Source organism: Bacillus sp. AFS017336 (assembly GCF_002555445.1).
Lineage (GTDB): Bacteria > Bacillota > Bacilli > Bacillales > Bacillaceae_G > Gottfriedia.
The window spans coordinates 124,670-150,502 of record NZ_NUCO01000143.1; the positions used below are offsets into that span (position 1 = coordinate 124,670).

A 25,833-nucleotide genomic window follows, 5' to 3' on the forward strand; every position below is an offset into this window, starting at 1 on the left:
TAACAGGATTTTTTTGTTTGCTTTAATTCCTATATATAAATTTACTTTTTTAAAGGAAAATAAATGTTGGAGGTTTTGATTAAATTTTCCGAATAATATAGACGTTTTATAATTGAATTTGGTAAAATTAAGCAAAAATAGGTTGGTCATTCGTTTGCTAGCCTTTTTATTTTGTATTTTTTAGTTAATGTAATGTGGAGGATTTTTAATTTATGGTGAGGAAACCAAGATTGTTTATAGGGTCATCAGCCGAAGCGATACATTATGTTGAAGCTGTATTTGAAGGACTTAAAAGAGAAGCTGAAGTTACAATGTGGATGAATGCTTTTGAAGAACTAGAGTATACAATGAATGATTTAGAAAAACAGCTTAATACAAATGACTTTGCAGTTTTCATATTTACTCCTGACGATGTTATAGAAATCCGTAAAGAGAAATATTTGGCGACAAGAGACAATACACTATTTGAAATGGGATTATTTTGGGGCCGTTTAAAAAGAGGACGAGTTTTTTATATAATACCAAACGATACAAAAGGTATTGTACATAAAAACTCTATAGAACCATTGGACTATCACTTACTTTCGGATTTGACGGGACTTAATCCATTAAAATATGACATACGTGATGATGGTGACATTGTTCAGGAAGTGGCCGGAGCTTGTATAAAAATAAAGCGAAAAATTAGGGAAAAAGGGCTACTTCCTAATCTTCAAAACAAAATTGATGATTTAATAGTACAAAAAAAAGAAAGTGAAGTTGTAGCTAAGTTTAGCACATTACTAACATTAGAACTTTTGAAATCAGACCGATCAAAAGTGGCGAGTTTTTTATCGGAGAATTTAAAAAGAGCTCATAGCGTACCTGAAGGGTATGAGATTATTGATGTAGGTGTATGGAAATTAGAAGGAACTGATGGGTTAAAACATGTTGCTGGTAAGAAATCTAGTATTGATTTTTATCATTTTAATGTGAATAAAGGGATTGATGATAATCGAATATTTGTAATAGATAGTTATTTAAATAGCGAAATTATTTTCATTAAAAAAAGTGAATTTTACAATGCATACTTAATATGCTATCCTATTGAAAATAGTATGGTACTAACTGTCACTTTTTCAAGTGAAGAGTATGATGCAATTGATTTAACTGAAGACGAAAAAGACTTCCTTCTAGGAAGAAACAAAAGATTAATGAAAACAATCAACGAACTTTTTGGAGGTGCTACTTTATGACTAGGTATATTAACTTAAATGATGCTAAAAAAGAATTTAAGAAAGATTTCTATCCAAAAGTTGAAAAAGAAATCGGCCAAAAAGGACTTGCTGATTTTAATGGTAAAACTGAAAGAGGAGTTGTTGTACTTCGTCGAAAAGCAGAGTACGGAACTCCAGATCAAATGAAAGCATATTAATGTAAAATTTAAAAAAGAAAGTTTGGTGCTGCCAAGCTTTCTTTTTTTATCTTGTTAAACTTTCAATATTTAACCGAGTTTCTCCGCCAACTCTAAAATAATTCCCTCTGGACCACGAACATAGCATAACTTATAGCTTTCTTCATATTGCTCGATCTCACTAAAGATTTCCGTGCCCTTATCTTTTAATTTTGCAATTATAGCTTCAAGGTCTTCAACAGCAAAGCAAATATGTCGTATACCCAGCGTATTTGCAAAAGGTTGCTGATGGTCACTTTCATCTGATGGTGTAACAAATTTGACTAGCTCGATCCATGTCTGCCCACCTGGCATGCCCAATCCTACACATGCCGTTTTAACATCTTTAAGCCCAACTATTCTGTCAAGCTGTTCTCCTTCCAATTCCCATTCCGCGTGCACTTCAAGACCTAAATCTAGAAAAAACGCTTTGGCCCCTGAAAGGTCATTTACGTTTATACTCACATGATCTATTCGATTAATTTTCATATTCATCCCTCCTAGTTCTTGTTATTTCCATACTTGTATTTGTATAAGGTTTGTTTGAAATTCTAATTCGCTTAAACTAGAAAATATCCTTCTTTAACAAACCCATTTACTTGAATAATAAAATAGCTATATTCATTCATTACCAATTAATTTTATAAGCTTCGATTCTGTGTTCGTATTTTCAACAGGTGTATAGACACTGCATCTTAGATCAACATTTCCTTGCACTTGTAATGAAGTTAAATTAAATTGCATTTTCCCTGTTTTTGCATGTCTAAATTCAATTAATACTTCAGGTGCAGAACTTACTTCGCTTTCATTCCATAGCTCATGAAACTCAGGATAGTTTTCCTCCATTTCACTAATAAATGATGTATACCAGCGATCTCCTACATATTGACCGTAATATGTACGGAAAATTGATAAAAATCCTTTTACAAAATGCACCCAATTCACTGCTAAAGTTTTAAACTCTTTTCTAGAAAAAAGGAGCTCAATAAGATTGCGTTTTTCTGGTTCAATTTGAGAAAAATCTAGGAAAACGTGGGCCGCTGCTTGATTCCATCCAACAATATGGCATCTTCGATCTGAAATAATGATTGGGCAATATCGTAGTTCTTGGACTATTTTTTTTAGCGCTGGACTAATAATCGTTTCCTCTTCACCTGAATATGAACGCTTTTCCACTTCTGGTAGGGCAAGTGCATAAAAATAATTGCGTTCATCTTTATTTAATTGCAAAGCATCTGAAATGGCGTCTAATACAGAAGTAGAGACCTTTATATCTCGTCCTTGTTCTAGCCACGTATACCAAGTAGTACTCACTCCAGCGATTTGAGCAACTTCTTCTCTTCGTAGCCCTGGAGTTCTTCTACGAGTACCTAGTGGAAGGCCAACCATTTGCGGACTAAGTTTAGAACGCTGTGTTTTTAAAAACTCTGATAGTGCTTGAAGTCGGGTCTCTGGTTTCATATTCAAACTCCTTTCTAAATCGTAGTATAAATTATACTAGGATAAACTACAACTTGTAATAGGATAAATACGCGTTAAAATAAAGAAAAACACTTGGAGGCATTAGTATGAAAAGAATTGTAATTACTGGTATGGGTGTTATTTCACCTTTAGGCAATGATGTTGATACGGTATGGAATAACCTATTAAAAGGTCAATCTGGTGTCAGTACAATTGACACGATTGATGTGTCAAATATTAAAACAAAAGTAGCAGGTATTGTCCGTGATTTTGATGCAGAAGAACGATGGGGGAGAAAAGAAGCTAGAAAATTAGATCGTTTTTGTCAATTTGCTTTAGCAGCTGCAGAACAAGCACTGGAAAACTCACAAATCCAACTTGATAAAATTGATCTCGAACGATTAGGTGTTTATGTAGGTTCAGGTATTGGAGGAATTAATACGTTCATTGAGAATGTAAATCTTTTAAATGAACGTGGTCCAAGTCGAGTAAGTCCAAGCTTAGTACCAATGATTATCTCAAATGCAGCTGCAGCTCAAATTAGTATTCGTTTGGGAGCATTAGGACCGTCTTTATCTCCAGTAACAGCTTGCTCAATAGGCAATTCGTCAATCGGTGAAGCCTATAATACAATTCGTAACGGGGAAGCCGACGTGATATTTGCGGGTGGAACGGAAGCAGCCATATCACAATTATCTTTAGCAAGTTTTGGTAACGCAAAAGCTTTATCGACGAATACTGATCCCACTATAGCTAGCAGACCATTTGACGCACAAAGAGATGGATTTGTCATGAGTGAAGGTGCTGGATTATTAGTATTGGAATCTTTAGAGCACGCATTACAAAGAAATGCACCAATTTTATGTGAGGTAATTGGATATGGAGCAAGTTCGGATGCGTATCATATGGTAGCAACCCACCCAGAAGGGCGCGGGGCTTATATTGCGATGAGAAACGCATTGAATCGAGCAAATATTACGATTGAAGATGTGGATGTGATCAGTGCACATGCTACAAGCACACCGTTAGGCGATGTTTCAGAAACACTTGCTATTAAAAAGCTGTTTGGCGAACAAGCTAAGCAAATTCCAATCACAGCTAATAAATCAATGCTCGGCCATATGCTTGGTGCAGCAGGTGGTATAGAAGCAATTGCTTTAGTGAAAAGTTTACAAGAAGGTATTATACCTCCAACGATAAATTTAACACATCCTGATCCAGAATGTAATCTAGACTATGTATCAGAAGGAGCAAGAAAGAAAAATTTGACGATTGGTATTTCTAACTCATTTGGATTTGGTGGACACAATTCAGCAATTGTATTGAAAAAGTATGAATAATACATTGTAAATGATAAAAAAAGCCTTTTTTTATAAAGGCTTTTTATTTTGGATTTAATCTCATCCATATTATTACTTAAGATATTTTTCAATTTAACCTATTATATAGAATTTTGTTCCAATATATTTTTTAACGTTTTTAATCGGTCAGAAAATGTGTTTTTTCCAATCATTTTTGATCGTATTTCAGTTGTGATTTTTTCTCTATTAGAAGACTCATTAATAAATTTATGAATTAAATAGATACAATTTTCCTCATCAGAATAACGAAATAAACTTTCTATTTCCTCATCGACAAAGGGATCTATTTTGTCATTAATCAACTGAAACCCTCCGCTTAAAGCAATATCAAAAAATCGATTATTTACACTACGATTGATTACATGAAATCTATTTTTATTTAACAAAAAAGTAGACTCTCTATGAGGGTTTAAAATGATTTTTGCTCGATTATACCAATAATTAACAATATTTGGAGGAATCCAATTTGTAACAAATCGAATGTTTTTCTTTTTTTGATTAGAAATATTCAAGTATTTTCTCCAATTTTTTCCGATTAGGACTATTGAATAATTTGTTGAATCAATGATTGCTTGCACTAATTTAATTCTACTTGGATAAGGATAACCTATTAATAACAAATCGATATCTTTATTTCGATTAATCGGCTTAAAAATATTCTCGTTTGTTGCTAAAGGGAGATAATGAATCTGCTTATCTCCAAGTTTAGAATAAAATTCACAAGATGACTGATCAATTGAAAAAATCCAATCTGCATATGGTAGCAATTCATAACTAACATCAATATAGAAAGGATCTTCTGTAAACCATAGAATAAGAGGGATTTTCATCTCATTTATCAATTTTAGTAAATGGATTGGTTTTGAATTACCAATCATCATTAATATATAGGTTGGTTTAATAGTTAAAATCAAATTCTTTAACATTGTCTGATTCGTACTTATTGGAATACTGATTAGATCAATTTGTTCGGAAACTACTTCTTTTAACCATAAATCAAAATAAGAATAGATGCCCTTATAAACTGACTGAAAATATAAAACTTTCATCTACTAATGATATCTAATAGATTCTATTTTTGATGCAATCAAAGCAACGACGACTTCCTCACTCGGAGAAAGTGAGCTAAATTCTTTCAATATTATAATATTTGTCAGCGCGTTAAATGTAACGAATTGCGCTGGCCCAATAGTGTCTCCCGAGTCTGTTGTGATAATAATAACTTGTCCTGCTATAAGATTTTCAACTAAGTGTTGGAAACTGTTCAAATTTTACCCACCTTTTTATAAATTTTCAATTCAAAACTAATATATGAAAAGATTTAAAAAAGTTACTTTTTTTTATGTATTCGTTGAAAATTAGTAGATTTAACTAAAATTTTGTTAAAAAGCGTAAAAAGTAAAGCATTAATTACTAGTTTTGATATGAAATATAGTAAATTAGTCGCGCGTTTAGTCTACCGATCGCTCTATTTTTTACGATAATTCTACTAAACTTGTTTAATATAGTTTTCTTTCCTATTACATTTAATAAGGCAGTTCATATTGTATAGAGAATGTTAAAAAAAGGAGGGGATGTTTTGACAAAAGTTTCAATCATAATGACTAGTTTTAATAAACCAGAATATATTTCAAAATCAATTCAGTCGATACTAAATCAAACTTTTACTGATTTTGAACTACTATTAATGGATGATAATTCAAGCGAGGAAACATTAAATAAGATCAGGCCGTTTCTATGTGATCAGCGAATTAGATTTTTTCAAAGTAATATAAAAACTATGAAACAAAGAGTAGAAAAGGTTCGATATGCGGATTTAATAAATCAAGCCTTAACGTTCGCAAAAGGTGAATATATCTCATATGCGACTGACGATAATTGCTATCGAAAAAACCGATTAGAAAAAATGGTCCACTATTTAGAGAATCACCCTAAGGTAATGATTGCCTACTCAGCTTCATTAGTAAATATTTTAAATGAAAATAAAGAAATAATTAATACAAAATTAAGAGCAACTCATGGTATTGTTTCGGTAGCATCATGCCAAATTGATCATTGTTCTATTATGCATAGGAAATCAATTCTACCTATCATATATGAAAAGTTTGGTTCTTATTGGGATGTCGATCCAACATTTTATCGAATTGGGGATGCTCGATTTTTTTGGCGACTAAATCATTTTTGGGATTTTTATCCAATTGCGGAAATATTAGATGATAATTTTATTACTGAACAATCAATTCATTTTCAATTGGCACAAAAGGAACAAAATGAGTTTATTAAACTGTTACCAGAGCAGAGAACATGTAAAGAATTAAGAGAAGATATAAGACTTAAGAAAAAAATGGAGGAATAAGATGAGTCATTATCTCTCAAATTATTGGTTACTTTATAGTGAATTTATCAACCAATTTAAAGCTTTGACATATAGAGATATACCAATAGCAATCATGACCAATTTTTATCAACAAATCGATGAAGAACTTAAATTATGTATGGAGAAAAAAGATTTTCAAACACAATTAAAGCATGCAACGATAAACGACACTACTGATATTCAACCTTTTTTTGCTAATTTCATTCCCAAAATGACTAAATCGATTAAAAATGTTGAAAATGGAAAAGTGTTAATTAACCTAGACTATCTTAGAATTACGGGTAAAAAAATAAACGAATGTTTCAATAAAGAAAAAACCGTCATCCTATCCCGCTCAAAAAATCCTACCTACTCAGATCTCCCAAATTTATTTATAGAAAACTTTAAAATCAATACAACCGAATCCTCAAAAAAAATAATCGAAACTGCTTACGAATTATTTAATAGATTGAAAGAACATCCAGCATTTGGTAATGCATTTTTTACAAACACATTTTTACAAAGAATTCCTTTAATTGTAGATGCGATTGAGACAGTATTTAATCTATACGAACAGAACGCTATATCTACAGTGATCCTTGGAACGACAGAGGATATGGTTAGTCGCGCTCTTGGAATTGTTGGGTTAATGAACGGTATTCCTAGCATCTGTCTTCAACATGGAATCCTAATGGGTGAAGAAGCATTTATGCCAGTATTTACTAGCAAAGTCGCCGTTTATGGTGAATATGAGAAGAGATGGTATATAGAACGTGGACTTGAATCAAAAAGAATTGCAACAATTGGCCATCCTAGATATGATGACATTTTTAACTATCCAAAAGTTAGTAAAAATGAATTTCTTAAAAAATATAATCTAGATGAAAATAAAACAACAATCTTAATTGCAACTGGTCCAAATACAAATTCGAATCAGTTTAAAAAAATGATTGATTTACTTGTGAATAATAAAACTTTCCAACTATTGATAAAGCCACATCCGTGGGAGCTAGCAAAAAATAGAGTTAAGTTATATGTAGATTTAATGAGACAATATAAGTCTGTTCAAGTAGTTACAGATCGTAGTGCTAATACGCATGAATTAATAGCCAATTCTGATATCACAATTGCATCGTTATCTACTGTCGCTTTAGAAAGTTGCTTATTCAATAAACCTACTTTTGTTTATTACTTTGTCATAAGTAATCGGCACTATGAATACTTCGAACGATTAGGTAAATACACCCAACATGACCCAGAAGAATTAGTAAAGACACTATCCACTTACTGTTATAATTCTGAGGAAAAACAAAATTATGAAAATGTAAAAAATAACTTTCTAGCAGATTCCTATCATGTGAAAAATTCTGGCAAAGAACTTTTTAACTTAGTTTGCGAATTAGCAAGAGGTGAAAACTAATGTTTTTTAAGAATAAAAAAATTTTAGTAATCGGTGGTACAGGTACGATTGGTAAAAGTATCGTAAAGGAACTTTTAAATGAAGAGCCAGATGTGATTAGGATATTTAGTAGAGATGAATATAAACAATTTAATTTAAAAATTGAATTTAATCATGATGCAAGACTAAGATTTTTAATAGGCGATATTCGTAATTATGAACGTTTAGTAAGTGCAATGGAAGATATTGATTATGTATTCCATACAGCTGCGATGAAGCATGTTGAATTTTGTGAATATAATCCATTTGAAGCTGTCTTAACGAATGTAATCGGCACATACAATGTCATCTCTGCTGCAAAAAATCAAAATGTTAAAAAAGTCGTTTTTACAAGTACCGATAAAGCTATTTCACCAACGAATAATTATGGCGCAACAAAATTAACTGCAGAAAAACTTATCTCTTCAGCGGAATATTCTAAGGGGTCAAAACACACAATTTTTTCAAGTGTTCGATTTGGCAATGTAATTGGCTCGCGAGGTTCAGTCATTCCATTATTTATAAACCAAGTAAAAGAGAAAAAAATCGTGACTGTAACTGATTTAAATATGACGAGATTTATGATGACTTTAGAACAAGCTACAAAACTAACAATTGAATCACTGAAAATTGCTCAAGGTGGCGAAACATTTATCTTAAAAATGCCAGTCATTAATTTAAAAGATTTAGCTGAAACAGTCATTGAAGAAACCTCTATTAAATGTGGCATCGATCCTTCTGATGTAAAAATGATCGAAATTGGTTTAAAACCTGGTGAAAAAAAATATGAGGAATTAATGACTTTCGAAGAATCACTCGTTTCGTTTGAATTGCCAGATTTATATATTATCCCTTCATTTTTTTCAGCAAATAAAATTTATATAGGAGCTAAGAAGACTAAACCGGGAACATATAGCTCAGCAGGTGAAATCCCTATAAATAAAGCTCAAGTAAGAGAAATAATACGAAAAGAAAATCTGATCTAAGGAGGAGTTTAATGAACGTATTAGTGACTGGTGGTACTGGGTTTATCGGTAGATGGGTAGTTGGAAAATTACTAAAAGATAGCCAAAAAGTATGGATTGTCGATAATTTATCGAATTCTTCTATTGAAAATGTGAATGAATTTATTGGGAATGAGAATCTCAAAGGGTTAAGAATTATCGATTTAAAAGACCGACAATCAATTCAGGATTTGTTTAGTAGTATAAAATTTGATATTTGCTATCACTTAGGAGCAAGTATTAATGTGCAAGATAGTATTGATGATCCAGAAACAACTTTTAAAAATGATACACTTGCAACTTTTTATTTATTGGAAGAATGTCGGAATTATCATGTGAAATTAGTATTTATGAGCACTTGTATGGTATATGAGAAAGCCTACAGTGATGATGGAATCAATGAGAAATCACCAACTAAACCCGCTTCACCTTATGCAGGCTCTAAAATTGCTGCAGAAAATATGGTATTATCATACTTTTTTTCCTATGGGTTACCAGTAGTCGTATTAAGACCATTTAATACGTATGGTCCATTTCAAAGAACAGGTGGTGAAGGTGGCGTGGTTTCCATTTTTATTCATAATAAATTAAAGGGAGTTCCAATTAATATTTATGGCGATGGGACGCAGACTAGAGACTTACTTTATGTAGAAGACTGTGCTGATTTCGTTGTAGAAGCAGGATATAATGATCTATTAAACGGAGAAATTATTAACGCTGGGTCTGGAAAAGATATTTCAATTAATGATTTAGCGACTAAAATTTCAAAAAAACAAGTTCCTATTTACCACATTCCTCATATTCATCCTCAAAGCGAAATTCCAAAACTATTATGTAATTTTCAAAAAGCCGAAAAAATTATGCTATGGAAACCAAAAATAACTATTGATGAAGGTCTACAAAAAACAGAAGAATGGATCAAAAAAACGATTGCAAATGTGAGTGATTCATCGAATGGATAAAGAGAAATTAGCTATTTATGGTGGACAACCTGTGCGCGATCATTTCTTACCTTATGGGAAACAAGTCATAAATGAAGACGACATTCATTCAGTTATAAAAGTATTAAGTAGTGATTTTATTACAACAGGTCCGACGCTTGAACGGTTTGAAAGAGAGATTGCCGAGTATACAGGTGCTAAATATGCTGTGGCATTTTCAAGTGGAACCGCTGCTTTACATGGGGCTTGTTTCGCAGCAGGAATTGGTAAGGGTGATGAGGTTATCACAACACCAATGACATTCGCTGCAACTTCAAATTGTGTCTTATATCAAGGGGGTATTCCTGTATTTGTTGATATTGATCCAAAAACCTATAATATAAACCCTTCACAAATCAAAGAGAAGATAACTAAAAAGACAAAAGCAATTATTCCTGTTCATTTTACTGGACAACCAGCGGCTCTTGAGGAACTTTTGGAAATTGCAAAAGAGAATAATCTTATTATGATTGAAGATGCAGCGCATGCTTTAGGAGCTAAATATAAAAATAAGAAAATTGGGTCAATCGGTGACATGACGATGTTTAGTTTTCATCCAGTTAAGCACATCACAACCGGAGAAGGCGGAATGATTACAACTAACAATGAAGATTACTATCAAAAATTAATTCAATTTAGATCTCATGGTATTGTGCGAGCTAAACATTTATTGAAAGAAAATCATGGTCCGTGGTATTACGAGATGCACTCGCTAGGCTTTAATTATCGAATGACAGATATTCAAGCATCACTTGGCATATCACAATTAAAGAAACTAGATTCGTTTATTGCTAGACGAAAACAAATTAGTCGTTTTTATATGCATGAATTAACATCACTTAAAGATTTAACATTACCTTACCAAGATAAAAACGGGGACTCAAGTTGGCATTTATATATAATAAAACTTAAATCTCATAATCTCAATGCCAATCGCAAATTTATTTTTGAAGCATTACAAAAAGAAAATATTGGAGTAAACGTTCATTATGTACCCGTATATTACCATCCTTATTACGAAAGTTTAGGTTATCTAAAAGGTAGTTGTCCAGTGACGGAAACTTGCTATGAAGAGTTCATTACATTGCCATTACATGCAGGAATGAGTGATCAAGACGCCAAAGACGTTGTAAATGCTGTAAAAAAAGTTTTAAATTACTTTTCGAAAAGTAGATTGTAAGGAACGATCAATCTCTATTTAAATGGGAGTGTGAAAATGAAAGTTGTCGCAATTATTCAAGCACGAATGGGTTCTACAAGATTACCTGGTAAAGTACTGTTAAAAGTATTGAATAAGCCTTTATTAGCCTATCAAATAGAACGGGTAAAAAGAGCAAAGTTAATTGACGAAATCGTAGTAGCAACCACTACAAACGAAATAGATCAAAAAATCGTGGATTTTTGTGAGTTCATGTCTATATCTTACTACCGGGGGTCAGAGGATGATGTTTTATCCAGATATTTTGAAGCAGCATCTTTGTACAATGCAGATTTAATCGTTCGAATCACTTCTGATTGTCCTTTAATCGATCCAGCTATTATCGACACGGTTATCAATGAATTCAAATTAAATATGGATCATATTGACTATGCTTCAAATACTGTTCAAAGGAGTTTCCCTATTGGGATGGACATTGAAGTGATGTCTTTTTCTTTAATAAAGACAATTAATCAGTTACAACTACCTAAATCTTATCGAGAACATGTTACCCCCTTTATATACCGCTCACATAAATATTCCATTAAACAAATCGTTCAAAATGTAAATAAAAGTCATATACGACTTACCGTTGATACTCCAGAAGATTTTAAGTTGATCAGTACGATTATCGAGGAAATCTATCCAACTAATCCTTTCTTCACATTACTGGACCTATACGATTTATTCGATAGAAAGCCTGAATTATTAACGATTAATCACCATATTAAACAAAAGCAAATAGAGGATTTTAATGGACAATAAAACGATTTTTTTTCGAGTTGATGCTTCTTATGAAATCGGAACTGGTCATGTTATGCGCTGCTTGACCCTTGCTAATTTATTTTCAAAATATGGGATTAATATTGTGTTTATTTGTCGAGATTTACAAGGTAATTTAAATTATTTGATTAAAGAACATGGTTATAAATTGTTTAATCTACCGAGTGGAGAAATTAATCAAGATTTTCCTCAAAAACTAGAAAATCCTTATGAAGCCTGGTTGTCAGTTGATTGGAAGTCAGATGTACTGCAAACAGTAAACGTTATGAAGAATAATCCATCAAAGTCATGTCTCATTATTGACCACTATTCGATTGATTCCAAATGGGAAGAATTACTGTATCAGCAAGTCAGAAAAGAAATAATCGTAATAGATGATTTAGCAAATCGAAGTCATTTTTGCCATATGCTTTTAGATCAGAATCTTTCTAACAATAGTGAGCGGTATCACGATTTAGTATCTGCAAACTGTGTGAAATTCATAGGCACACCATATGTCATACTACGTAAGGAATTCCTGGATGAAAAAATAAATATACGTAAAAGAAACGGGAATATAAAAAGAATTCTTGTTTTTTTTGGCGGTAGTGATCCTACTAATGAAACACTTAAAACATTAAACGTATTAATAAAATCTATCTATTCACACATCCACATTGATATTGTTGTTGGAAATAGTAATAAAAATAAGGAAGCTATTAAATTACTTTGTAAGGATAAACCAAATATTCATTTTCATTGTCAAATTAGTCATATGGCTAAATTAATGAATTTGGCTGATCTTTCCATCGGTGCAGGTGGGACAACTACATGGGAAAGATGTTATTTAGGTTTGCCTACATTAACAATCGCCACAGCTGATAATCAAGTCGATATTATAAATTTAGTAAACGAAACTGGCGCAATCTATCATTTAGGTAAAAGTAAAGTAGTAACTTCAGAACTAATTGAGAAAAAACTGAATTTTTTACTGGAGAATCCTTTAAACGTATTAAAGATGTCTCAAAACGCTTTTAAATTGATGGGAGAAAATCGCTTAAATAGTTTTATAGAGAAAGTTGTTGAATGTTTAAATGATACAAATTGAGGATTTTAAACTAAGTAATTTAGAACTGAAAGATTTAAATCTTATTTTAGCGTGGAGAAATTCCGATCGCATCAGATCTGTTATGAACTCTGATGAAACGATTACAATTGAACAGCATACGAATTGGTTTCATTCTTTAAAAGATGACAAAACGAAAATCGCAAAACTTTGTTTATATAAGAATAAACCAATTGGATTTATTCAATTTACAAATTTAAATAAATTACACAGAACTTGTGAGTGGGGCTTTTATATTGGAGAAAAGACTGCACCACGTGGTTCTGGAACGGTTATGGGGATATTAGCATTGGATTATCTTTATAATGAGTTAAACATGAGGAAAGTAAGTGCTTACGTACTTGAATTTAATATGACTAGTTTGAATTATCATAAAAAATTAGGATTTATTGAAGAAGGTAGGCTTGAAAAACAGATTCTTAAAAACAATCAATTTGAAGATTTAATTATTTTTGGATTATTTAAAGAAAGATGGCAACAATATTGTGTATTTTTAAAGAAGGAGGTTAATAAAGACTTTGAATGAAATTTTAATTGGGAATAAAAAAATCGGAGAAAATAATCCGCCGTTTATTATTGCTGAAATGTCAGGTAATCATAATAAATCACTTGAACGAGCCTTACAGATTGTAGAGGCTGCCGCTAAAGCAGGTGCACATGCGTTTAAAATACAAACGTATTTGCCTGACACAATGACTTTAAACATTCGTAAAAATGAATTTATCGTAAATCCGGCAAATCAGCTTTGGAAAGGAAAATCTTTATACGAATTATACGAAGAAGCATATACCCCGTGGGAATGGCATGAACCAATTTTTAAACGATGTAAAGAATTAGGCATGATTCCTTTTAGTACTCCGTTTGACGAAACCTCACTAGAATTTTTAGAAACACTCGAAGTTCCTTGTTATAAAATTGCTTCATTTGAAAATAATGATCTTCCACTTTTAAAAAAAGTCGCATCAAAAGGAAAACCCATTATTATTTCCACTGGTATGGCAACAATTTCAGAGATTAGTGACATGGTCGAGACAATTAGAGGAGCGGGCTGTAAAGAGATTATTCTATTAAAATGCACTAGCAGCTATCCAGCTACACCAGAGCATTCCAATATTCGAACCATACCTTATTTAAAAGATTTATTTCAATGCCAAGTAGGATTATCAGATCATACGTTGGACAACGGTGTTGCTGTAGCTAGTGTTGCGCTTGGAAGTACAGTAATTGAAAAGCACTTCACATTAGATCGCTCTGATGGAGGTGTGGATGCAGCTTTCTCATTAGAACCAGATGAATTTGCAAATCTAGTTACTGAAACTAATTCAGCATGGAAATCATTAGGGTCTATCTTTATTGGTCCTACCGATGAAGAGAAAAAATCAATGCAATTTAGAAGATCAATTTATATTTCTGAACAGATTAATGCTGGAGAAGCATTAACGAAAGAAAATATAAAGATTATTCGTCCAGGCTATGGACTTGCACCGAAATATTTAGAGTTAATTTTAGGGAAAAAAGTTAATAGAGCAATCGAAAAAGGTACTGCCCTATGCTGGGACATGCTTATGGAAGGAGGCTCGGAAGAATAAAACTATTAAAAGTGATTAAAAACTATTTTTTAAACTTGAGAGATACTAATCTAATCAAAATATTAATCAATCAATATAATAGATTGAGAGGTAAAGGAGGGGGATGGATTAAATTGGGATCAAATGAAGAATTTAGTAGACCTAGAAGTATTTGTGAGTTTTTATCTACTCTACCACCACAATATCCTATTAATGAAATTATAGTAGATGGCGTATCAGAAAGCGTAAATTTCTTTATTACTTTCGATTCTTCCACAAATCTAGCGTATTTTTCTAGTGTAAGTGGAGGACTAGTTATTGTAGATTGTAGAAGAATCTCACAAGTAGCAGTTCCGGGAGCTTAATACTTTTCACATTGAACCTTGCTTGAAAAAGCAAGGTTTTTATATTAATAGAAAATACATAAATACAATTGAACGAAATGATAATCTCAATATTTAACGATCCTATAACTATTTTGATGAATAAATTAAAACCTATAAATTCTTTAGTAAGGAAAAAAAGAGCTAGCTGAGGCAAACGTTGGAAAATACTTGTTAAATTAAATAATTATATCGCAAATAGGTTCTCAAAATTAATTTCTTTTTAATAAAAATATAATTATATTATTGACAGTAAATTGTATACGTATTATGATTATCTCAGATTCAAGATACTTAAATTCGAAATACTTCAGGGAGGTGAAATAGTTGGAGAGAAAATGCCAAAATCAATCTTTTTTACTTTTAATGCAATCATCTAAAGCAATACATGATCGAATAAAGAAAGAATTGGCAAAAAACAATATAAGTATTACAGAATTTTCGGTATTAGAGGTACTATATCAAAGAGGTAAACAAACAATCCAACAAATCGGAAATTCAATATTGGTATCAAGTGGTTCTATGACGTATATTATTGATAAGCTTGAGCAAAGAGGTTTATTAAACAGAAGTGACTGTCCAGATGACCGTCGAATGATCCATGTTACATTAACTGTTGATGGAAATGGTTTAATGGATGAAATCATGCCTAAATACGATGTGATTGTTAATCAAATGTTTGAATTATTAGATTCTGACGAGGCAGAGCTTTTAGTTAAGCTTTTAACAAAAGTAAAGAATAATGTGTAATCGTTCATTTTTTTTAATAAATTATCTCGAATTAAAGATAAATAAAAATTAGGAGGATTTTAAGATGATAAATATTGGTTTATTAATTATTCGTTTAGTAATTGGGTTACTATTTGTAGGTCACGGTGCGCAAAAATTATTTGGTTGGTTCGGTGGTCATGGATTAAAAGGTACAGGTGGATGGATTGAATCGATTGGTATGAAACCAGGAGTAACAATTGCACTTTTCGCAGGATTAGCAGAACTTATTGGTGGTATCTTGTTTGCTTTAGGATTATTTACACCACTTGCAGGAATTATAATTGCTGGAACTATGGTCATGGCGATTATTAAGGTTCATGCGCCGAATGGATTATGGGCAACATCTAATGGATATGAATACAACTTAACTTTGCTTGCAGTTGCGATCGGTGTAGCATTAATTGGTCCTGGTCAATATGCGTTAGATACAATTTTATTCTAATAACTTATAATCAAGTTTTAAAACATTGAAATAATTGTGTAAAATATATCAACAAATTAATAAAGCTAATCGAGATTTATTCGATTAGCTTTATTTTTTTTAAGGCTAGACAATAATATGAACTTTTTGGCAGTACATAATTTTTTTATCGTTAACTAAAACTTTAAACAATACATAATCATTGACTATATTTGCACCATTCAAAGTTCTTTTTTTATACTAGTTTTCACGGTAATAGATTATACATAAGTTTAATAAAGTACGTACAAGACAAAATTCCATAATTACTTTCATGAATTAGATTGAAAAACTATTTGTTTTATTTATAAATACGAACTAGGAGGCATAAAATTGGATTTTCGAATTGAAAAAGATTCAATTGGTGAGATACAAGTTCCTGTAGATAAACTTTGGGGTGCACAAACACAGCGTAGTTTTGAAAACTTTAAAATTGGTTCAGAGAAAATGCCAATTCAATTAATTTATGCTTTAGCACTAATTAAAAAAAGTGCTGCGATTGTTAATAAAAAACTAGATAAATTAGATCATGAAAAAGCAGACGCTATCATTTTAGCTGTGGATGAAATTGTAACAGGTAAGTATGACGATCATTTTCCACTTGTAGTTTGGCAAACTGGTAGTGGGACACAAACAAATATGAATGTAAATGAAGTAATCGCTCACCGTGGGAATCAACTCTTAGTAGAGAGAGGAAGCAATAAGCAAATTCATCCAAATGACGATGTTAATATGTCACAAAGTTCAAATGATACGTTCCCAACAGCAATGCATATTGCCAGTACCCTTTCAATTAATGAGCAATTATTACCCGCAATAAGTTACTTGAAAAATACACTAAATGAAAAAGTAAGTAAATTTAATAATATTATTAAAATCGGACGAACACACTTACAAGATGCGACGCCGATAACGCTAGGTCAAGAAATAAGTGGATGGCATCGTATGGTTGAAAAAAGTGAACAAATGATAGTAGAAAGTATGAAATTTATTGCTGAGTTAGCAATTGGCGGGACAGCGGTAGGTACAGGCATCAATACACATCCAAAATTTGCTAAATTGATGGCAGAGGAAATAAGTTCATTAACTGGTTATCAGTTTATTTCTGCTGAAAATAAATTCCACGCTCTAACAAGTCATGACGAAATCGTTTTTACGCATGGCGCTTTAAAATCATTGGCTGCAGATTTAATGAAAATTGCGAATGATGTCCGCTGGATGGCAAGTGGACCTAGAAGTGGGATCGGTGAAATAACCATCCCATCAAACGAACCAGGAAGCTCAATTATGCCAGGAAAAGTAAATCCAACTCAATCCGAAGCACTCACAATGGTGGTAACACAAATTATAGGAAATGACATGACGATTGGATTTGCCGCTAGTCAAGGGAACTTTGAATTGAATGTATTTAAACCCGTCATTATTTATAATTTTTTACAATCAGTTCGACTACTTTCAGACGCAATGAATTCATTTAATGATCATTGTGCAAAAGGCATCGAAGCAAATATAGAAGTGATTGAACAAAATCTTAATCGATCACTTATGCTAGTAACAGCATTAAACCCTCATATTGGCTACGAAAAAGCTGCATCAATTGCAAAATTAGCATATAAAGAAGGTACTACACTTAAGGAAGCAGCTTTAAAAACAGGTTATTTATCAGAAGAAGAGTTCGATCGAATCGTTAGACCTGAAAATATGATTTAGTCTGAAAAGTTATCAATTGTAACGGACGAACTAACTAATTCAATAAAGGCTTCCAATTTTCCAGTGAAATTGGGAGCTTTTTATTAGCTTTGATATTGATACAAAGTATGTTTAGAAGTATGTATTAGAAAATTACTTGAAAATAAATAAATTGAATACTTTTTTGTATATAAATTGGTATGAACGAAAAAATTAAGTAGGAGATATAATGGAAATTCTAGCCAGACTAGATTGAATTCTCATTTTTAGTTCTTTTTAAGTAATAAATGTAGCCACATTTACCTTTATAAATTCGACAATGCTGAGAACTCAAAGTAAATTCAAAAATAATACAATCTATTGGGTGGTATAAATGAGTTTAAAATCTAGAGAACGATTTTTAAGTAAACAAGAGACAGAGAAAGAAACTAAGTCAATAGAATCAGTATTACTGCAGGCTGCAAAATCGAGCGATTTCTATCAATTTTCATTATCTGAAGAGCAGGATATTACTATTAGTTACTTTAAAAGTATGGTAGATGCAGATAAAATAAATAACCTTTTACTTCCGTCTCTACAAGAACATATTAAGAAAATTAGTAATATTAATGATGTGAAAAAGTTGATTCCTTTCGAGGATGTCCAAGTTACAAATAACCCACTAGATTTAGAAAAAATGTTAATAAAAGGTTATGTAATTCTTGAATTCAAGTATTTCAAGCGCTTTTTGACGATAAACCTAGAAAATTCAAAACTTGGTTATCGTGAGAATAATGATACAGATAATGAATTTAGTGTAATTGGCCCAAAAGTTGGATTTGTTGAAGACCTTAGTACTAATCTCCATTTAATTCGAAAAAAAATTGCTGCACCTGAGTTAGTTTTTGAGGAAATCAAAATAGGATCAATGTCTAAAACAGAAGTAGTTATTGCATATTTGGATGGAATTACGAATCCAGAATATGTTCAAACTGTTCGTCAACGTTTGGAAGATATCGACTTCGACGTTATTTTTGATAACTCACAAATTGATCAAATTATTTCAGATAACTCGAATACTCCTTTTCCTATTTTTTTATCTACTGAACGGACCGATCGGGTTGTATATGCGATGATTAGTGGGCAAGTTGCTATCCTATCAAATGGATCGCCTTACATTATTACTGGACCAACAACCATATTGGATTTTTTCATTTCTCCTGAAGATTATTATCTAAATTGGGTACTTGGTTCGTTTTTTCGAATCATTCGCATTATGAGCGTTATTTTCTCATTGTTTGCTACTCCGATATATGTAGCAATATTAACATATCACTATGAAGTTTTACCTGATGATTTATTGCAACCTCTAATTAGTTCAAGAGCTCATGTTCCATTTCCCCCGATTTGGGAAGCCATTTTTTTGGAAACTACTATTGAACTGTTGAGAGAGGCAGGAGCCCGCTTACCGACAAAAATTGGACAAACATTGGGTATTGTAGGAGGTATTGTAATTGGCCAAGCTTCTGTCCAAGCAGCACTAACGAGTAATATTTTACTTATCATTGTATCACTGTCGGCACTTGCTTCTTTCACAACACCTATATTTAAAATGTCAAATGCAATTCGACTATTGCGGTTTCCACTTATTTTACTAGCAGCATTTATGGGCGGTTTTGGAATAATAATAGGATTTATTCTTCTGCTAGGGCATTTATTAAAACTTAAATCCTTAGGAAATCCATATATGGTTCCTTTGTATCCTTTTAGAATAAAAAGCTTTAGCGATAGCTTTATTCGGTCATCATATCAGTTTACAACGACTCGAAGTAGATTTTTAAGACCTCTTTCACTAAAAAGATATAATCCTAATAAAGCTAAGGATGAACGTAATAATGAATAATATAAATCGAAAAAATATATGCTTTTTTTGTGTTTTTTTTCTACTTTTATTGTTTGTATCAGGTTGCTCTTTTCCACGGCAAAAAATTATTGATGAAGTGCAAATTATATCAGTTTACGGTTTTGACAAGGTCGATAAAAATTTTGTTGGAACGGCACTTTATTCTGATTTTACCCAAGTAGAAAACAAAGGGAGCAATATTTTACAGGGTAGTGGTAAAAAATCCCTATTAATTAAACAAGCTTTAAATGAACAATCCCCAAAACCGATTGAAATGGGCAAGTTGAACCTTCTGGTCTTTGGAAAAGAACTAGCTGAAAATGGGGTGTCGTATTTTGTTAAGGCGGTTTGTAGGGACCCCTTGATTGGAAGTAATGCTATACTAGCGATTTCAGAAGAACCAGCAGGAGAATTATTAAAGAAAAACAAAGAGAAAGACAGCAACTATATCTATAAATTAATTGAACAAAATTATAGGACTCAATTTGTTCCGCTTCCAACTTTACATAGTTTTTTATTCGACTACTACGGAGAAGGTAGAGATGCTTCAGTACCATATATTAAGATAAATCAAAAAGAAAATATTGAGGTAAACGGGCTAGCAGTATTTAAGAAGGACAAACTTGCTCTTATTTTAAATCCAAAAGAAAGCTTACTGTATAAAATATTAAGAGGAAGAGTAATTAGAGGTCAAACAGAACTTAATATACAGAAGGGGCAGAAAATTGATTCTGCAATACTAACGATTTTAAGCGGGGAAGAAAAAAAGTCAATTAAAGCTAATAAGGCAAAAACAAAAGTGAAATTTGATATTACTCTAAAAGGGATGGTAAAAGATTATCCAGAATGGCTAGATTTAATGAAAAGAAAAAATAATGTATTTTTAAACAACCAATTGGAAAAACAGATGAAAGTAGATTTTGAAAAACTATTATTAACCCTTCAAAAACATCAAGTCGATCCTTTAGGTATAGGTGATTTAGCAAGAGCACATTCAAAAAAATGGAACGAAAAGGAGTTTTATGAAAAGGTGTATCCTGCTGTTGAATATGATGTGAATGTAAAAGTAGTATTATTTCAATCTGGAATTGGTGAATAAAAAGTGAAGGAGATCGTCTATGAGTAAACAATTAAAAGAAAGTCTGACAGTATCTCCCTTTTTTTTATTATTTCTTATACATAGTACTCAAACCGGAGTTGGCTTGCTGAATTTTCAAAGTAGTATCGTAAAAGGAGCGGGACAAGACGCATGGGTTTCAGTCTTAGTAGTTGGTCTCTCTTTTCATATCATTATTTGGTTAATGTATTACTTGTTAAAGAAATCAAATAATGGAGATCTTATGTCTTTACACCAACAATTATTTGGGAAATGGATAGGTAACGTATTAAATATTTTTTTTTATGTATACATGCTTTTAGTAATTACTACTATAATTAGGTCCTACATAGCAGTTCTTATTACTTGGGTTTTTCCTTATTTTCCAATTTGGCTCTTATCACTTATTTTGCTTTTTGTTATCACATATTTGGTCTTTGGGGGATTTAGGGTCATTACAGGAATATGTTTTTGGGGAATAATCATTCCTTCAATCTTATTGTTTACATTTTACTTTCCATTGAAATATGCTTATTGGACAAATTTATTACCTGTTTTTAATCATAGTATAGGTGACTTTTATCTTTCAGCAAAGAATTGTATCCTGATGTACTCTGGACCTGAATTCTTACTTATTTACTTTCCGTTTATTAAAAATAATCAAAAATCTCAAAAATGGGCACATATTTCACAAGCGTATACAACCATTTTATACCTATTTATTACATTCGTTTCATTTGGTTATTTTAGTCATGGCCAACTTAGACATATAACTTGGCCAACCTTGATGATGTCAAAAATTATTCGCTATCCTTTTATAGAAAGATTTGAATATGTATATATTTTTTTATGGCTCTTAGTAATTCTTCCTCCTTGCTGTATGGCATTATGGGGAGGGTTTCGAATTTTAAAAGAATCGTTTAAATTTAAATCTAGAAAATCTTTATGGTTTTCTATAATTATTGTTCATTTCATGGTGATCAGTGTCAAAAGTAAATTGGATGTTGAGAGAATAGGAACGTTCATGACATACGTTACCTCTAGTTTTCTTTATTTTTATATACCAATTTTATTTTTGTTATTGCTTGTTTATCAAGCCTTTAAAAAAGCCGGTCGATTAGGTGGAAATTAGATTGAAATATAAATTGAAATGTTAGAGGATTTTTTTAAATGTGACGAATTATTGAATTTTTACCAGAAATAGGATTAAGTTAACTAAAGTTAACATAAATTCACATTAAGTTCACATCTTTTAATTATAATGACTTCATACTTAATTAAAAATTAAATTGAAAGAAGGCGGACTAAATGGAAACCATTAATACAAATACCGTAGATGAGATGCAAAAAATTGAAGAGAATCTTAAAAAATATAACTGGGTCTTGATCTTAATAACAGTGATCACGATTCCATTTATCGTAAGTAACTTGTAAAAGACATTAGTATATATACTATGTCTTTTTTTATTTTACTAACTCATGAAGCTATTATGAGTTAGTAAATTTCAACATTTTGCCTTTAAATTAGCTTATTGGGCCTAAGTTTGTGGGTTACTTTTATCATCGTGTTTTTAATCCATTGTTTTAACAACATATATATGTTATATTTACGCCAATACTTATTAAATGCGTTTAATAAGTTGCTTAAGGTGGTGATTTTAGTGAGTGAAATTATTCCAACTCCAAGTTCTATGAAGAAAGTAATCCTCCGTGGTATTCGTTCTACCCTTTTAAAAGTAGGTAGTGCAACAAAAGTTGAACTAAGTCAAATGTTAGAAATTAGTTTCCCGACAATTAGCAAGTTTTTAGCAGAGATGGAAAAAGAGGGAGAAGTTTGTTTAGTCGGTCTAGATGATTCTAGTGGTGGAAGGCGAGCAAAAAGATATTCTTACAATCCTGAACATATGTTAGGCTTGGTCATATTTTTAGAAAGAACAGAAACGAATTTTATTGTTTTTAATTGTGCGGGTGAAGTAAAAGAAAAAGGTAATGCGCCTAGTGCTCTATTAGAGAATAGTTTAGATTTTTTAACTGCGACGATTGAAAATATAATGACCAATTATCCAAAAATAAGTTCAATGTCAATTGGTGTGCCAGCAGCGGTTGATCATGGAAAAATATTTTATATCCCGGGATACGAGCAATTTCAAAACATTAATTTAAAGGAATATTATGAGGAGCATTTTTCAATTCCTGTCGTAGTAGAGAACGATATGAATGCCGCGGTTCTTGGTTTTCACAATTATAGAGGGATAAAAGAAAAACAATCCCTTGTTTATTTGTATTCAGGTCAAAATGGACCAGGTGCAGGAATTATGGTAAACGGTGATGTTGTCCGAGGAAGTACTTTTTTCTCTGGAGAGGTTTCATTCGTTCCTCAATATGATGACAAAAATTTTGGGAATGCATTAAGAAAGGGAAAAAGAAATAAAACGCTAATAATTAGTGAGGATCATGAAATAGATGCAATTAGCAGGTTAATAGCCTCATTTGTAGCTATTATTAACCCTCATATTTTCATTTTTTGTAATGATGAAGTTGATAACACAATCTTAGATAAAATTAGAATTTCCAGTACAAATTACATACCTTCCGAACATCTTCCATCACTTACGACGAGTGATTGGAAACAAGACTATTTATTTGGTTTACAAAGTCTTTGTCTTAAACTAATGATTGATTGAATAATTTAATCAGGTATGGCTGCATTTAATTTTTTGCGCGCACAAATAGCTAAATGGAATGATTAGTTTATTTAGGGGTGTGATCTTCTTTTAATAGTAAGATTTAGTCATAATTAATATTTGGGAGTGAAATATAAATGAAAATTGAACATATTGCGATATGGGTTAATGATTTGGAAGGGATGAAGGACTTTTACCAGACTTATTTTAACTGTAAGTCAAACGATAAATATCATAATATCGAAAAGAAATTTGAATCTTATTTTCTTACTTTTGAATCTGGCGCACGTTTAGAGATTATGCGAAAGGATGGGGTAAATAAGACGAATCATGGAAATCAATTTGGTTGGGCTCATATTGCAATATCCTTAGGAAGCCAAGAGAAAGTTAATCAGATGACAAACAAGTTTAAAAATAGTGGATTTACTCTTATTGATGGTCCTCGTGTCACTGGTGATGGGTACTATGAGAGTGTAATAAAAGACCCAGAAGGTAATCTGATCGAGTTGACCGTATAATACTAGAATGATAGAAAACGTAGCGTACTTGAATGGCGACTTATTAAATACGTTTAATAAGTTTTTGTTCGACACTTTTTAAATGTCTTTAATAAGTTTTTTACTTTAATCTTTTAACCATTAATTTAACTAGGAGGTCATGTATGCAATATTCATTAAATAATCGTCAAATTCAATTATGGCGTGTAGCCATTTATTTTATTTTTGCATTGTCTGGATTTGCTGCAGCATCGTGGGTATCTCGAACGCCAGCAATAAGGGATGCTCTTGGAGCAACAACAGCAGAGATGGGAATAATCATATTTGGGCTTGCAGTAGGTTCAATAATCGGACTTACAAGTGCAAGTTTTCTTATTGCTCAAAAGGGCGGACGTTTTGTCATGTTATTAGGTCTATCGGTAGCATCAATTGGGATCTTAATAGTCGGAATCAGTAGCTCATTACTTGCAAATAGCATAATACTATTTTTGGGCTTAAGTGTCTTTGGTTTTGGGCAAGGAATATGCGATGTAGCGATGAATGTAGAGGGAACAGCAGTTGAGAAAGCCGCTAAAAAGTCACTTTTAACAGGTTTTCATGCCGCTTTTAGCTTAGGTACGCTTCTTGGAGCATTAATTGGATCAATCATGATTAAATCAAATATTTCTGTAGCGATTCACATGTCAATTACTGCTGTGGTAATCGTTTTAATTACTTTTTATTTATACCGTTTTATACCTGCTGACACTGCAAAAGAAGACAATAGTGATTCAGATAAAGCTAAGAGAAGTAAAGAGCATTTGGCTGTTTGGAAAGAGCGACGAACAGTTATGATCGGTATTATAGTTCTTGGAATGGCTTTTGTTGAAGGATCAGCAAATGACTGGTTACCACTTATTATGGTTGATGGGTACAAAGTTACGCCAGCTATGGGTTCATTCGCATACGGTTTATTTGTAGGTTCAATGACTATAGGACGTGCAGCTGGAGATAAATTACTTGACCGTTTCGGCCGCGTTATTATATTACGATCTTCAGCGCTTTTTGCGATTGCAGGACTGATTATCGTTATATTGGGTAATAGTTACGGGGTAGCAGCTGTTGGAATTGTTTTATGGGGACTTGGAGCAGCATTTGGATTTCCAGTAGGAATGTCTGCTGCAGGAGACGATCCACACAGAGTTGCTGCAAGAGTAAGTGCGGTATCGACGGCTGGGTACTTAGCATTTTTAGTAGGACCACCATTTTTAGGGGTTATTGGGGAACATGTAGGTTTACTACGAGCCCTAATTTTCGTCCTTATCGCTGTAACCATCTCAGGATTACTTTCTAAAGCAGCTACTCCTATAAGTAATCAAAATAAAGTAGAACTAGAGAATGTAACTAATTCAATGAAGTAGTAGTATGTGAGTACTAGCTGGCCGCTTTTTAATATATTCAAGCTTAAGATGAAAAATATAGAATCATGCTGTATTGAACTACTCACCACTTAACACCCCTACAGGTTGTTTGAAGTGGGAGATTCTTGGGAACAGAGCATACTTGCTAGTGTATTTTTTTGCCAGCAGAGGTTTCTCTTATTTATCAAGCTACCCCCGTAGATTCCTACGGTTCTATGATTATTTATGCCAGAGCTAATGTTCGTAAGCCTTCAGCTAGAATGTTTTTACTGGCATTTATGTCTC

Annotated in this window: 27 protein-coding genes; 23 read left to right on the plus strand and 4 right to left on the minus strand. The window is 32.2% G+C overall.

From position 1 onward, the window contains the following. The first annotated feature begins 212 nt into the window (after positions 1–212). Both CN601_RS24535 and CN601_RS24540 read left to right on the plus strand, forming a co-directional pair. On the plus strand, positions 213–1,235 hold the full coding sequence (locus tag CN601_RS24535) for a TIR domain-containing protein (protein ID WP_098172623.1): 1,023 nt from the start codon (positions 213–215) through the stop codon (positions 1,233–1,235). Then, on the plus strand, positions 1,232–1,414 hold the full coding sequence (locus CN601_RS24540; protein ID WP_098172624.1) for a hypothetical protein: 183 nt from the start codon (positions 1,232–1,234) through the stop codon (positions 1,412–1,414). The genes CN601_RS24535 and CN601_RS24540 overlap by 4 nt, the downstream gene beginning before the upstream one ends. 69 nt (positions 1,415–1,483) lie before the next feature. On the opposite strand, the gene CN601_RS24545 is transcribed toward CN601_RS24540, so the two are convergent. Both CN601_RS24545 and CN601_RS24550 read right to left on the minus strand, forming a co-directional pair. Then, positions 1,484–1,921: a VOC family protein gene (locus CN601_RS24545; RefSeq protein ID WP_098172625.1), complete on the minus strand. Its 438-nt coding sequence runs from the start codon at positions 1,919–1,921 to the stop codon at positions 1,484–1,486. Positions 1,922–2,053: 132 nt separating this feature from the next. Then, positions 2,054–2,893: a helix-turn-helix transcriptional regulator gene (locus CN601_RS24550; protein ID WP_098172626.1), complete on the minus strand. Its 840-nt coding sequence runs from the start codon at positions 2,891–2,893 to the stop codon at positions 2,054–2,056. A gap of 107 nt (positions 2,894–3,000) precedes the next feature. Here CN601_RS24550 and fabF point away from each other — a divergent pair, with 107 nt between their 5' ends. Then, on the plus strand, positions 3,001–4,233 hold the full coding sequence (gene fabF, locus CN601_RS24555) for a beta-ketoacyl-ACP synthase II (protein WP_098172627.1): 1,233 nt from the start codon (positions 3,001–3,003) through the stop codon (positions 4,231–4,233). Between the two features lie 101 nt (positions 4,234–4,334). Here the strand turns inward: fabF and CN601_RS24560 are convergent, their stop codons facing one another. Continuing rightward, positions 4,335–5,303 carry a CgeB family protein gene (locus CN601_RS24560; protein ID WP_098172628.1) on the minus strand — a complete coding sequence of 323 codons (969 nt, stop codon included), beginning with the start codon at positions 5,301–5,303 and terminating at the stop codon, positions 4,335–4,337. Positions 5,304–5,306: 3 nt separating this feature from the next. Then, on the minus strand, positions 5,307–5,522 hold the full coding sequence (locus tag CN601_RS24565) for a hypothetical protein (RefSeq protein WP_098172629.1): 216 nt from the start codon (positions 5,520–5,522) through the stop codon (positions 5,307–5,309). Positions 5,523–5,833: 311 nt separating this feature from the next. Here CN601_RS24565 and CN601_RS24570 point away from each other — a divergent pair, with 311 nt between their 5' ends. The 20 genes from CN601_RS24570 (at position 5,834) to CN601_RS24660 (ending at position 25,548) form a co-directional block, all read left to right on the plus strand. Then, positions 5,834–6,610, plus strand: a complete 777-nt coding sequence (locus CN601_RS24570; protein ID WP_098172630.1) for a glycosyltransferase family A protein — start codon at positions 5,834–5,836, stop codon at positions 6,608–6,610. Between the two features lies 1 nt (position 6,611). Then, on the plus strand, positions 6,612–8,030 hold the full coding sequence (locus tag CN601_RS24575) for a CDP-glycerol glycerophosphotransferase family protein (RefSeq protein WP_098172631.1): 1,419 nt from the start codon (positions 6,612–6,614) through the stop codon (positions 8,028–8,030). Then, entirely contained in the window at positions 8,030–9,034 is a 1,005-nt protein-coding gene (locus CN601_RS24580) for an SDR family NAD(P)-dependent oxidoreductase (protein WP_098172632.1), read from the plus strand. The genes CN601_RS24575 and CN601_RS24580 overlap by 1 nt, the downstream gene beginning before the upstream one ends. An 11-nt stretch (positions 9,035–9,045) precedes the next feature. Continuing rightward, the gene (locus tag CN601_RS24585; protein WP_098172633.1) at positions 9,046–10,014 is read left to right on the plus strand and encodes an NAD-dependent epimerase/dehydratase family protein; all 969 of its coding nucleotides are present in this window, start codon (positions 9,046–9,048) and stop codon (positions 10,012–10,014) included. Beyond that, positions 10,007–11,212, plus strand: a complete 1,206-nt coding sequence (gene pseC / locus CN601_RS24590) for a UDP-4-amino-4,6-dideoxy-N-acetyl-beta-L-altrosamine transaminase (RefSeq protein WP_098172634.1) — start codon at positions 10,007–10,009, stop codon at positions 11,210–11,212. The genes CN601_RS24585 and pseC overlap by 8 nt, the downstream gene beginning before the upstream one ends. Before the next feature lie 36 nt (positions 11,213–11,248). After that, a complete protein-coding gene (locus CN601_RS24595) occupies positions 11,249–11,995 on the plus strand; it encodes a cytidylyltransferase domain-containing protein (RefSeq protein WP_098172635.1) in 747 nt (248 codons plus the stop codon). Continuing rightward, positions 11,985–13,100 (plus strand): UDP-2,4-diacetamido-2,4,6-trideoxy-beta-L-altropyranose hydrolase, encoded by a 1,116-nt coding sequence (gene pseG, locus CN601_RS24600; RefSeq protein WP_098172636.1) that lies wholly within the window; start codon positions 11,985–11,987, stop codon positions 13,098–13,100. The genes CN601_RS24595 and pseG overlap by 11 nt, the downstream gene beginning before the upstream one ends. Next, positions 13,087–13,644, plus strand: coding sequence for a UDP-4-amino-4,6-dideoxy-N-acetyl-beta-L-altrosamine N-acetyltransferase (gene pseH / locus CN601_RS24605; RefSeq protein ID WP_098172637.1), 558 nt, complete (start codon positions 13,087–13,089; stop codon positions 13,642–13,644). The genes pseG and pseH overlap by 14 nt, the downstream gene beginning before the upstream one ends. After that, positions 13,637–14,707, plus strand: coding sequence for a pseudaminic acid synthase (gene pseI, locus CN601_RS24610; RefSeq protein ID WP_098172638.1), 1,071 nt, complete (start codon positions 13,637–13,639; stop codon positions 14,705–14,707). Before pseH ends, pseI begins: the two co-directional genes overlap by 8 nt. A 113-nt stretch (positions 14,708–14,820) precedes the next feature. Then, a complete protein-coding gene (locus CN601_RS24615; RefSeq protein WP_098172639.1) occupies positions 14,821–15,051 on the plus strand; it encodes a hypothetical protein in 231 nt (76 codons plus the stop codon). A gap of 345 nt (positions 15,052–15,396) precedes the next feature. Next, the gene (locus CN601_RS24620; protein ID WP_098172640.1) at positions 15,397–15,819 is read left to right on the plus strand and encodes a MarR family winged helix-turn-helix transcriptional regulator; all 423 of its coding nucleotides are present in this window, start codon (positions 15,397–15,399) and stop codon (positions 15,817–15,819) included. 64 nt (positions 15,820–15,883) lie between these two features. Further along, positions 15,884–16,282, plus strand: a complete 399-nt coding sequence (locus tag CN601_RS24625; protein ID WP_098172641.1) for a DoxX family protein — start codon at positions 15,884–15,886, stop codon at positions 16,280–16,282. Positions 16,283–16,633: 351 nt separating this feature from the next. Next, complete coding sequence (fumC, locus tag CN601_RS24630) at positions 16,634–18,010, plus strand: class II fumarate hydratase (protein ID WP_098172642.1); 1,377 nt, start codon at positions 16,634–16,636, stop codon at positions 18,008–18,010. Between the two features lie 352 nt (positions 18,011–18,362). Then, complete coding sequence (locus CN601_RS24635; protein ID WP_098172643.1) at positions 18,363–19,871, plus strand: spore germination protein; 1,509 nt, start codon at positions 18,363–18,365, stop codon at positions 19,869–19,871. Then, on the plus strand, positions 19,864–20,970 hold the full coding sequence (locus CN601_RS24640; protein ID WP_179865680.1) for a Ger(x)C family spore germination protein: 1,107 nt from the start codon (positions 19,864–19,866) through the stop codon (positions 20,968–20,970). Before CN601_RS24635 ends, CN601_RS24640 begins: the two co-directional genes overlap by 8 nt. Before the next feature lie 19 nt (positions 20,971–20,989). Next, positions 20,990–22,099, plus strand: coding sequence for a GerAB/ArcD/ProY family transporter (locus CN601_RS24645; RefSeq protein ID WP_098172644.1), 1,110 nt, complete (start codon positions 20,990–20,992; stop codon positions 22,097–22,099). A gap of 176 nt (positions 22,100–22,275) precedes the next feature. Beyond that, complete coding sequence (locus CN601_RS27760) at positions 22,276–22,401, plus strand: hypothetical protein (protein ID WP_257131813.1); 126 nt, start codon at positions 22,276–22,278, stop codon at positions 22,399–22,401. Between the two features lie 227 nt (positions 22,402–22,628). Beyond that, a complete protein-coding gene (locus CN601_RS24650; protein ID WP_373605006.1) occupies positions 22,629–23,651 on the plus strand; it encodes an ROK family transcriptional regulator in 1,023 nt (340 codons plus the stop codon). A gap of 137 nt (positions 23,652–23,788) precedes the next feature. Next, positions 23,789–24,169 (plus strand): VOC family protein, encoded by a 381-nt coding sequence (locus tag CN601_RS24655; RefSeq protein WP_098118331.1) that lies wholly within the window; start codon positions 23,789–23,791, stop codon positions 24,167–24,169. A gap of 143 nt (positions 24,170–24,312) precedes the next feature. Beyond that, positions 24,313–25,548, plus strand: coding sequence for an MFS transporter (locus CN601_RS24660; protein ID WP_098172645.1), 1,236 nt, complete (start codon positions 24,313–24,315; stop codon positions 25,546–25,548). The last annotated feature ends 285 nt before the right edge of the window (positions 25,549–25,833 follow it).

Excerpts from the sequence above, each read along its gene's own strand:
- CN601_RS24535 (WP_098172623.1), top strand. The coding sequence starts at position 213 with ATGGTGAGGAAACCAAGATTGTTTATAGGGTCATCAGCCGAAGCGATA.
- CN601_RS24540 (WP_098172624.1), top strand. The coding sequence starts at position 1,232 with ATGACTAGGTATATTAACTTAAATGATGCTAAAAAAGAATTTAAGAAA.
- CN601_RS24545 (WP_098172625.1), bottom strand. The coding sequence starts at position 1,921 with ATGAAAATTAATCGAATAGATCATGTGAGTATAAACGTAAATGACCTT.
- CN601_RS24550 (WP_098172626.1), bottom strand. The coding sequence starts at position 2,893 with ATGAAACCAGAGACCCGACTTCAAGCACTATCAGAGTTTTTAAAAACA.
- fabF (WP_098172627.1), top strand. The coding sequence starts at position 3,001 with ATGAAAAGAATTGTAATTACTGGTATGGGTGTTATTTCACCTTTAGGC.
- CN601_RS24560 (WP_098172628.1), bottom strand. The coding sequence starts at position 5,303 with ATGAAAGTTTTATATTTTCAGTCAGTTTATAAGGGCATCTATTCTTAT.
- CN601_RS24575 (WP_098172631.1), top strand. The coding sequence starts at position 6,612 with ATGAGTCATTATCTCTCAAATTATTGGTTACTTTATAGTGAATTTATC.
- CN601_RS24580 (WP_098172632.1), top strand. The coding sequence starts at position 8,030 with ATGTTTTTTAAGAATAAAAAAATTTTAGTAATCGGTGGTACAGGTACG.
- CN601_RS24585 (WP_098172633.1), top strand. The coding sequence starts at position 9,046 with ATGAACGTATTAGTGACTGGTGGTACTGGGTTTATCGGTAGATGGGTA.
- pseC (WP_098172634.1), top strand. The coding sequence starts at position 10,007 with ATGGATAAAGAGAAATTAGCTATTTATGGTGGACAACCTGTGCGCGAT.
- CN601_RS24595 (WP_098172635.1), top strand. The coding sequence starts at position 11,249 with ATGAAAGTTGTCGCAATTATTCAAGCACGAATGGGTTCTACAAGATTA.
- pseG (WP_098172636.1), top strand. The coding sequence starts at position 11,985 with ATGGACAATAAAACGATTTTTTTTCGAGTTGATGCTTCTTATGAAATC.
- pseH (WP_098172637.1), top strand. The coding sequence starts at position 13,087 with ATGATACAAATTGAGGATTTTAAACTAAGTAATTTAGAACTGAAAGAT.
- CN601_RS24625 (WP_098172641.1), top strand. The coding sequence starts at position 15,884 with ATGATAAATATTGGTTTATTAATTATTCGTTTAGTAATTGGGTTACTA.
- CN601_RS24635 (WP_098172643.1), top strand. The coding sequence starts at position 18,363 with ATGAGTTTAAAATCTAGAGAACGATTTTTAAGTAAACAAGAGACAGAG.
- CN601_RS24640 (WP_179865680.1), top strand. The coding sequence starts at position 19,864 with ATGAATAATATAAATCGAAAAAATATATGCTTTTTTTGTGTTTTTTTT.
- CN601_RS24645 (WP_098172644.1), top strand. The coding sequence starts at position 20,990 with ATGAGTAAACAATTAAAAGAAAGTCTGACAGTATCTCCCTTTTTTTTA.
- CN601_RS27760 (WP_257131813.1), top strand. The coding sequence starts at position 22,276 with ATGGAAACCATTAATACAAATACCGTAGATGAGATGCAAAAAATTGAA.
- CN601_RS24655 (WP_098118331.1), top strand. The coding sequence starts at position 23,789 with ATGAAAATTGAACATATTGCGATATGGGTTAATGATTTGGAAGGGATG.
- CN601_RS24660 (WP_098172645.1), top strand. The coding sequence starts at position 24,313 with ATGCAATATTCATTAAATAATCGTCAAATTCAATTATGGCGTGTAGCC.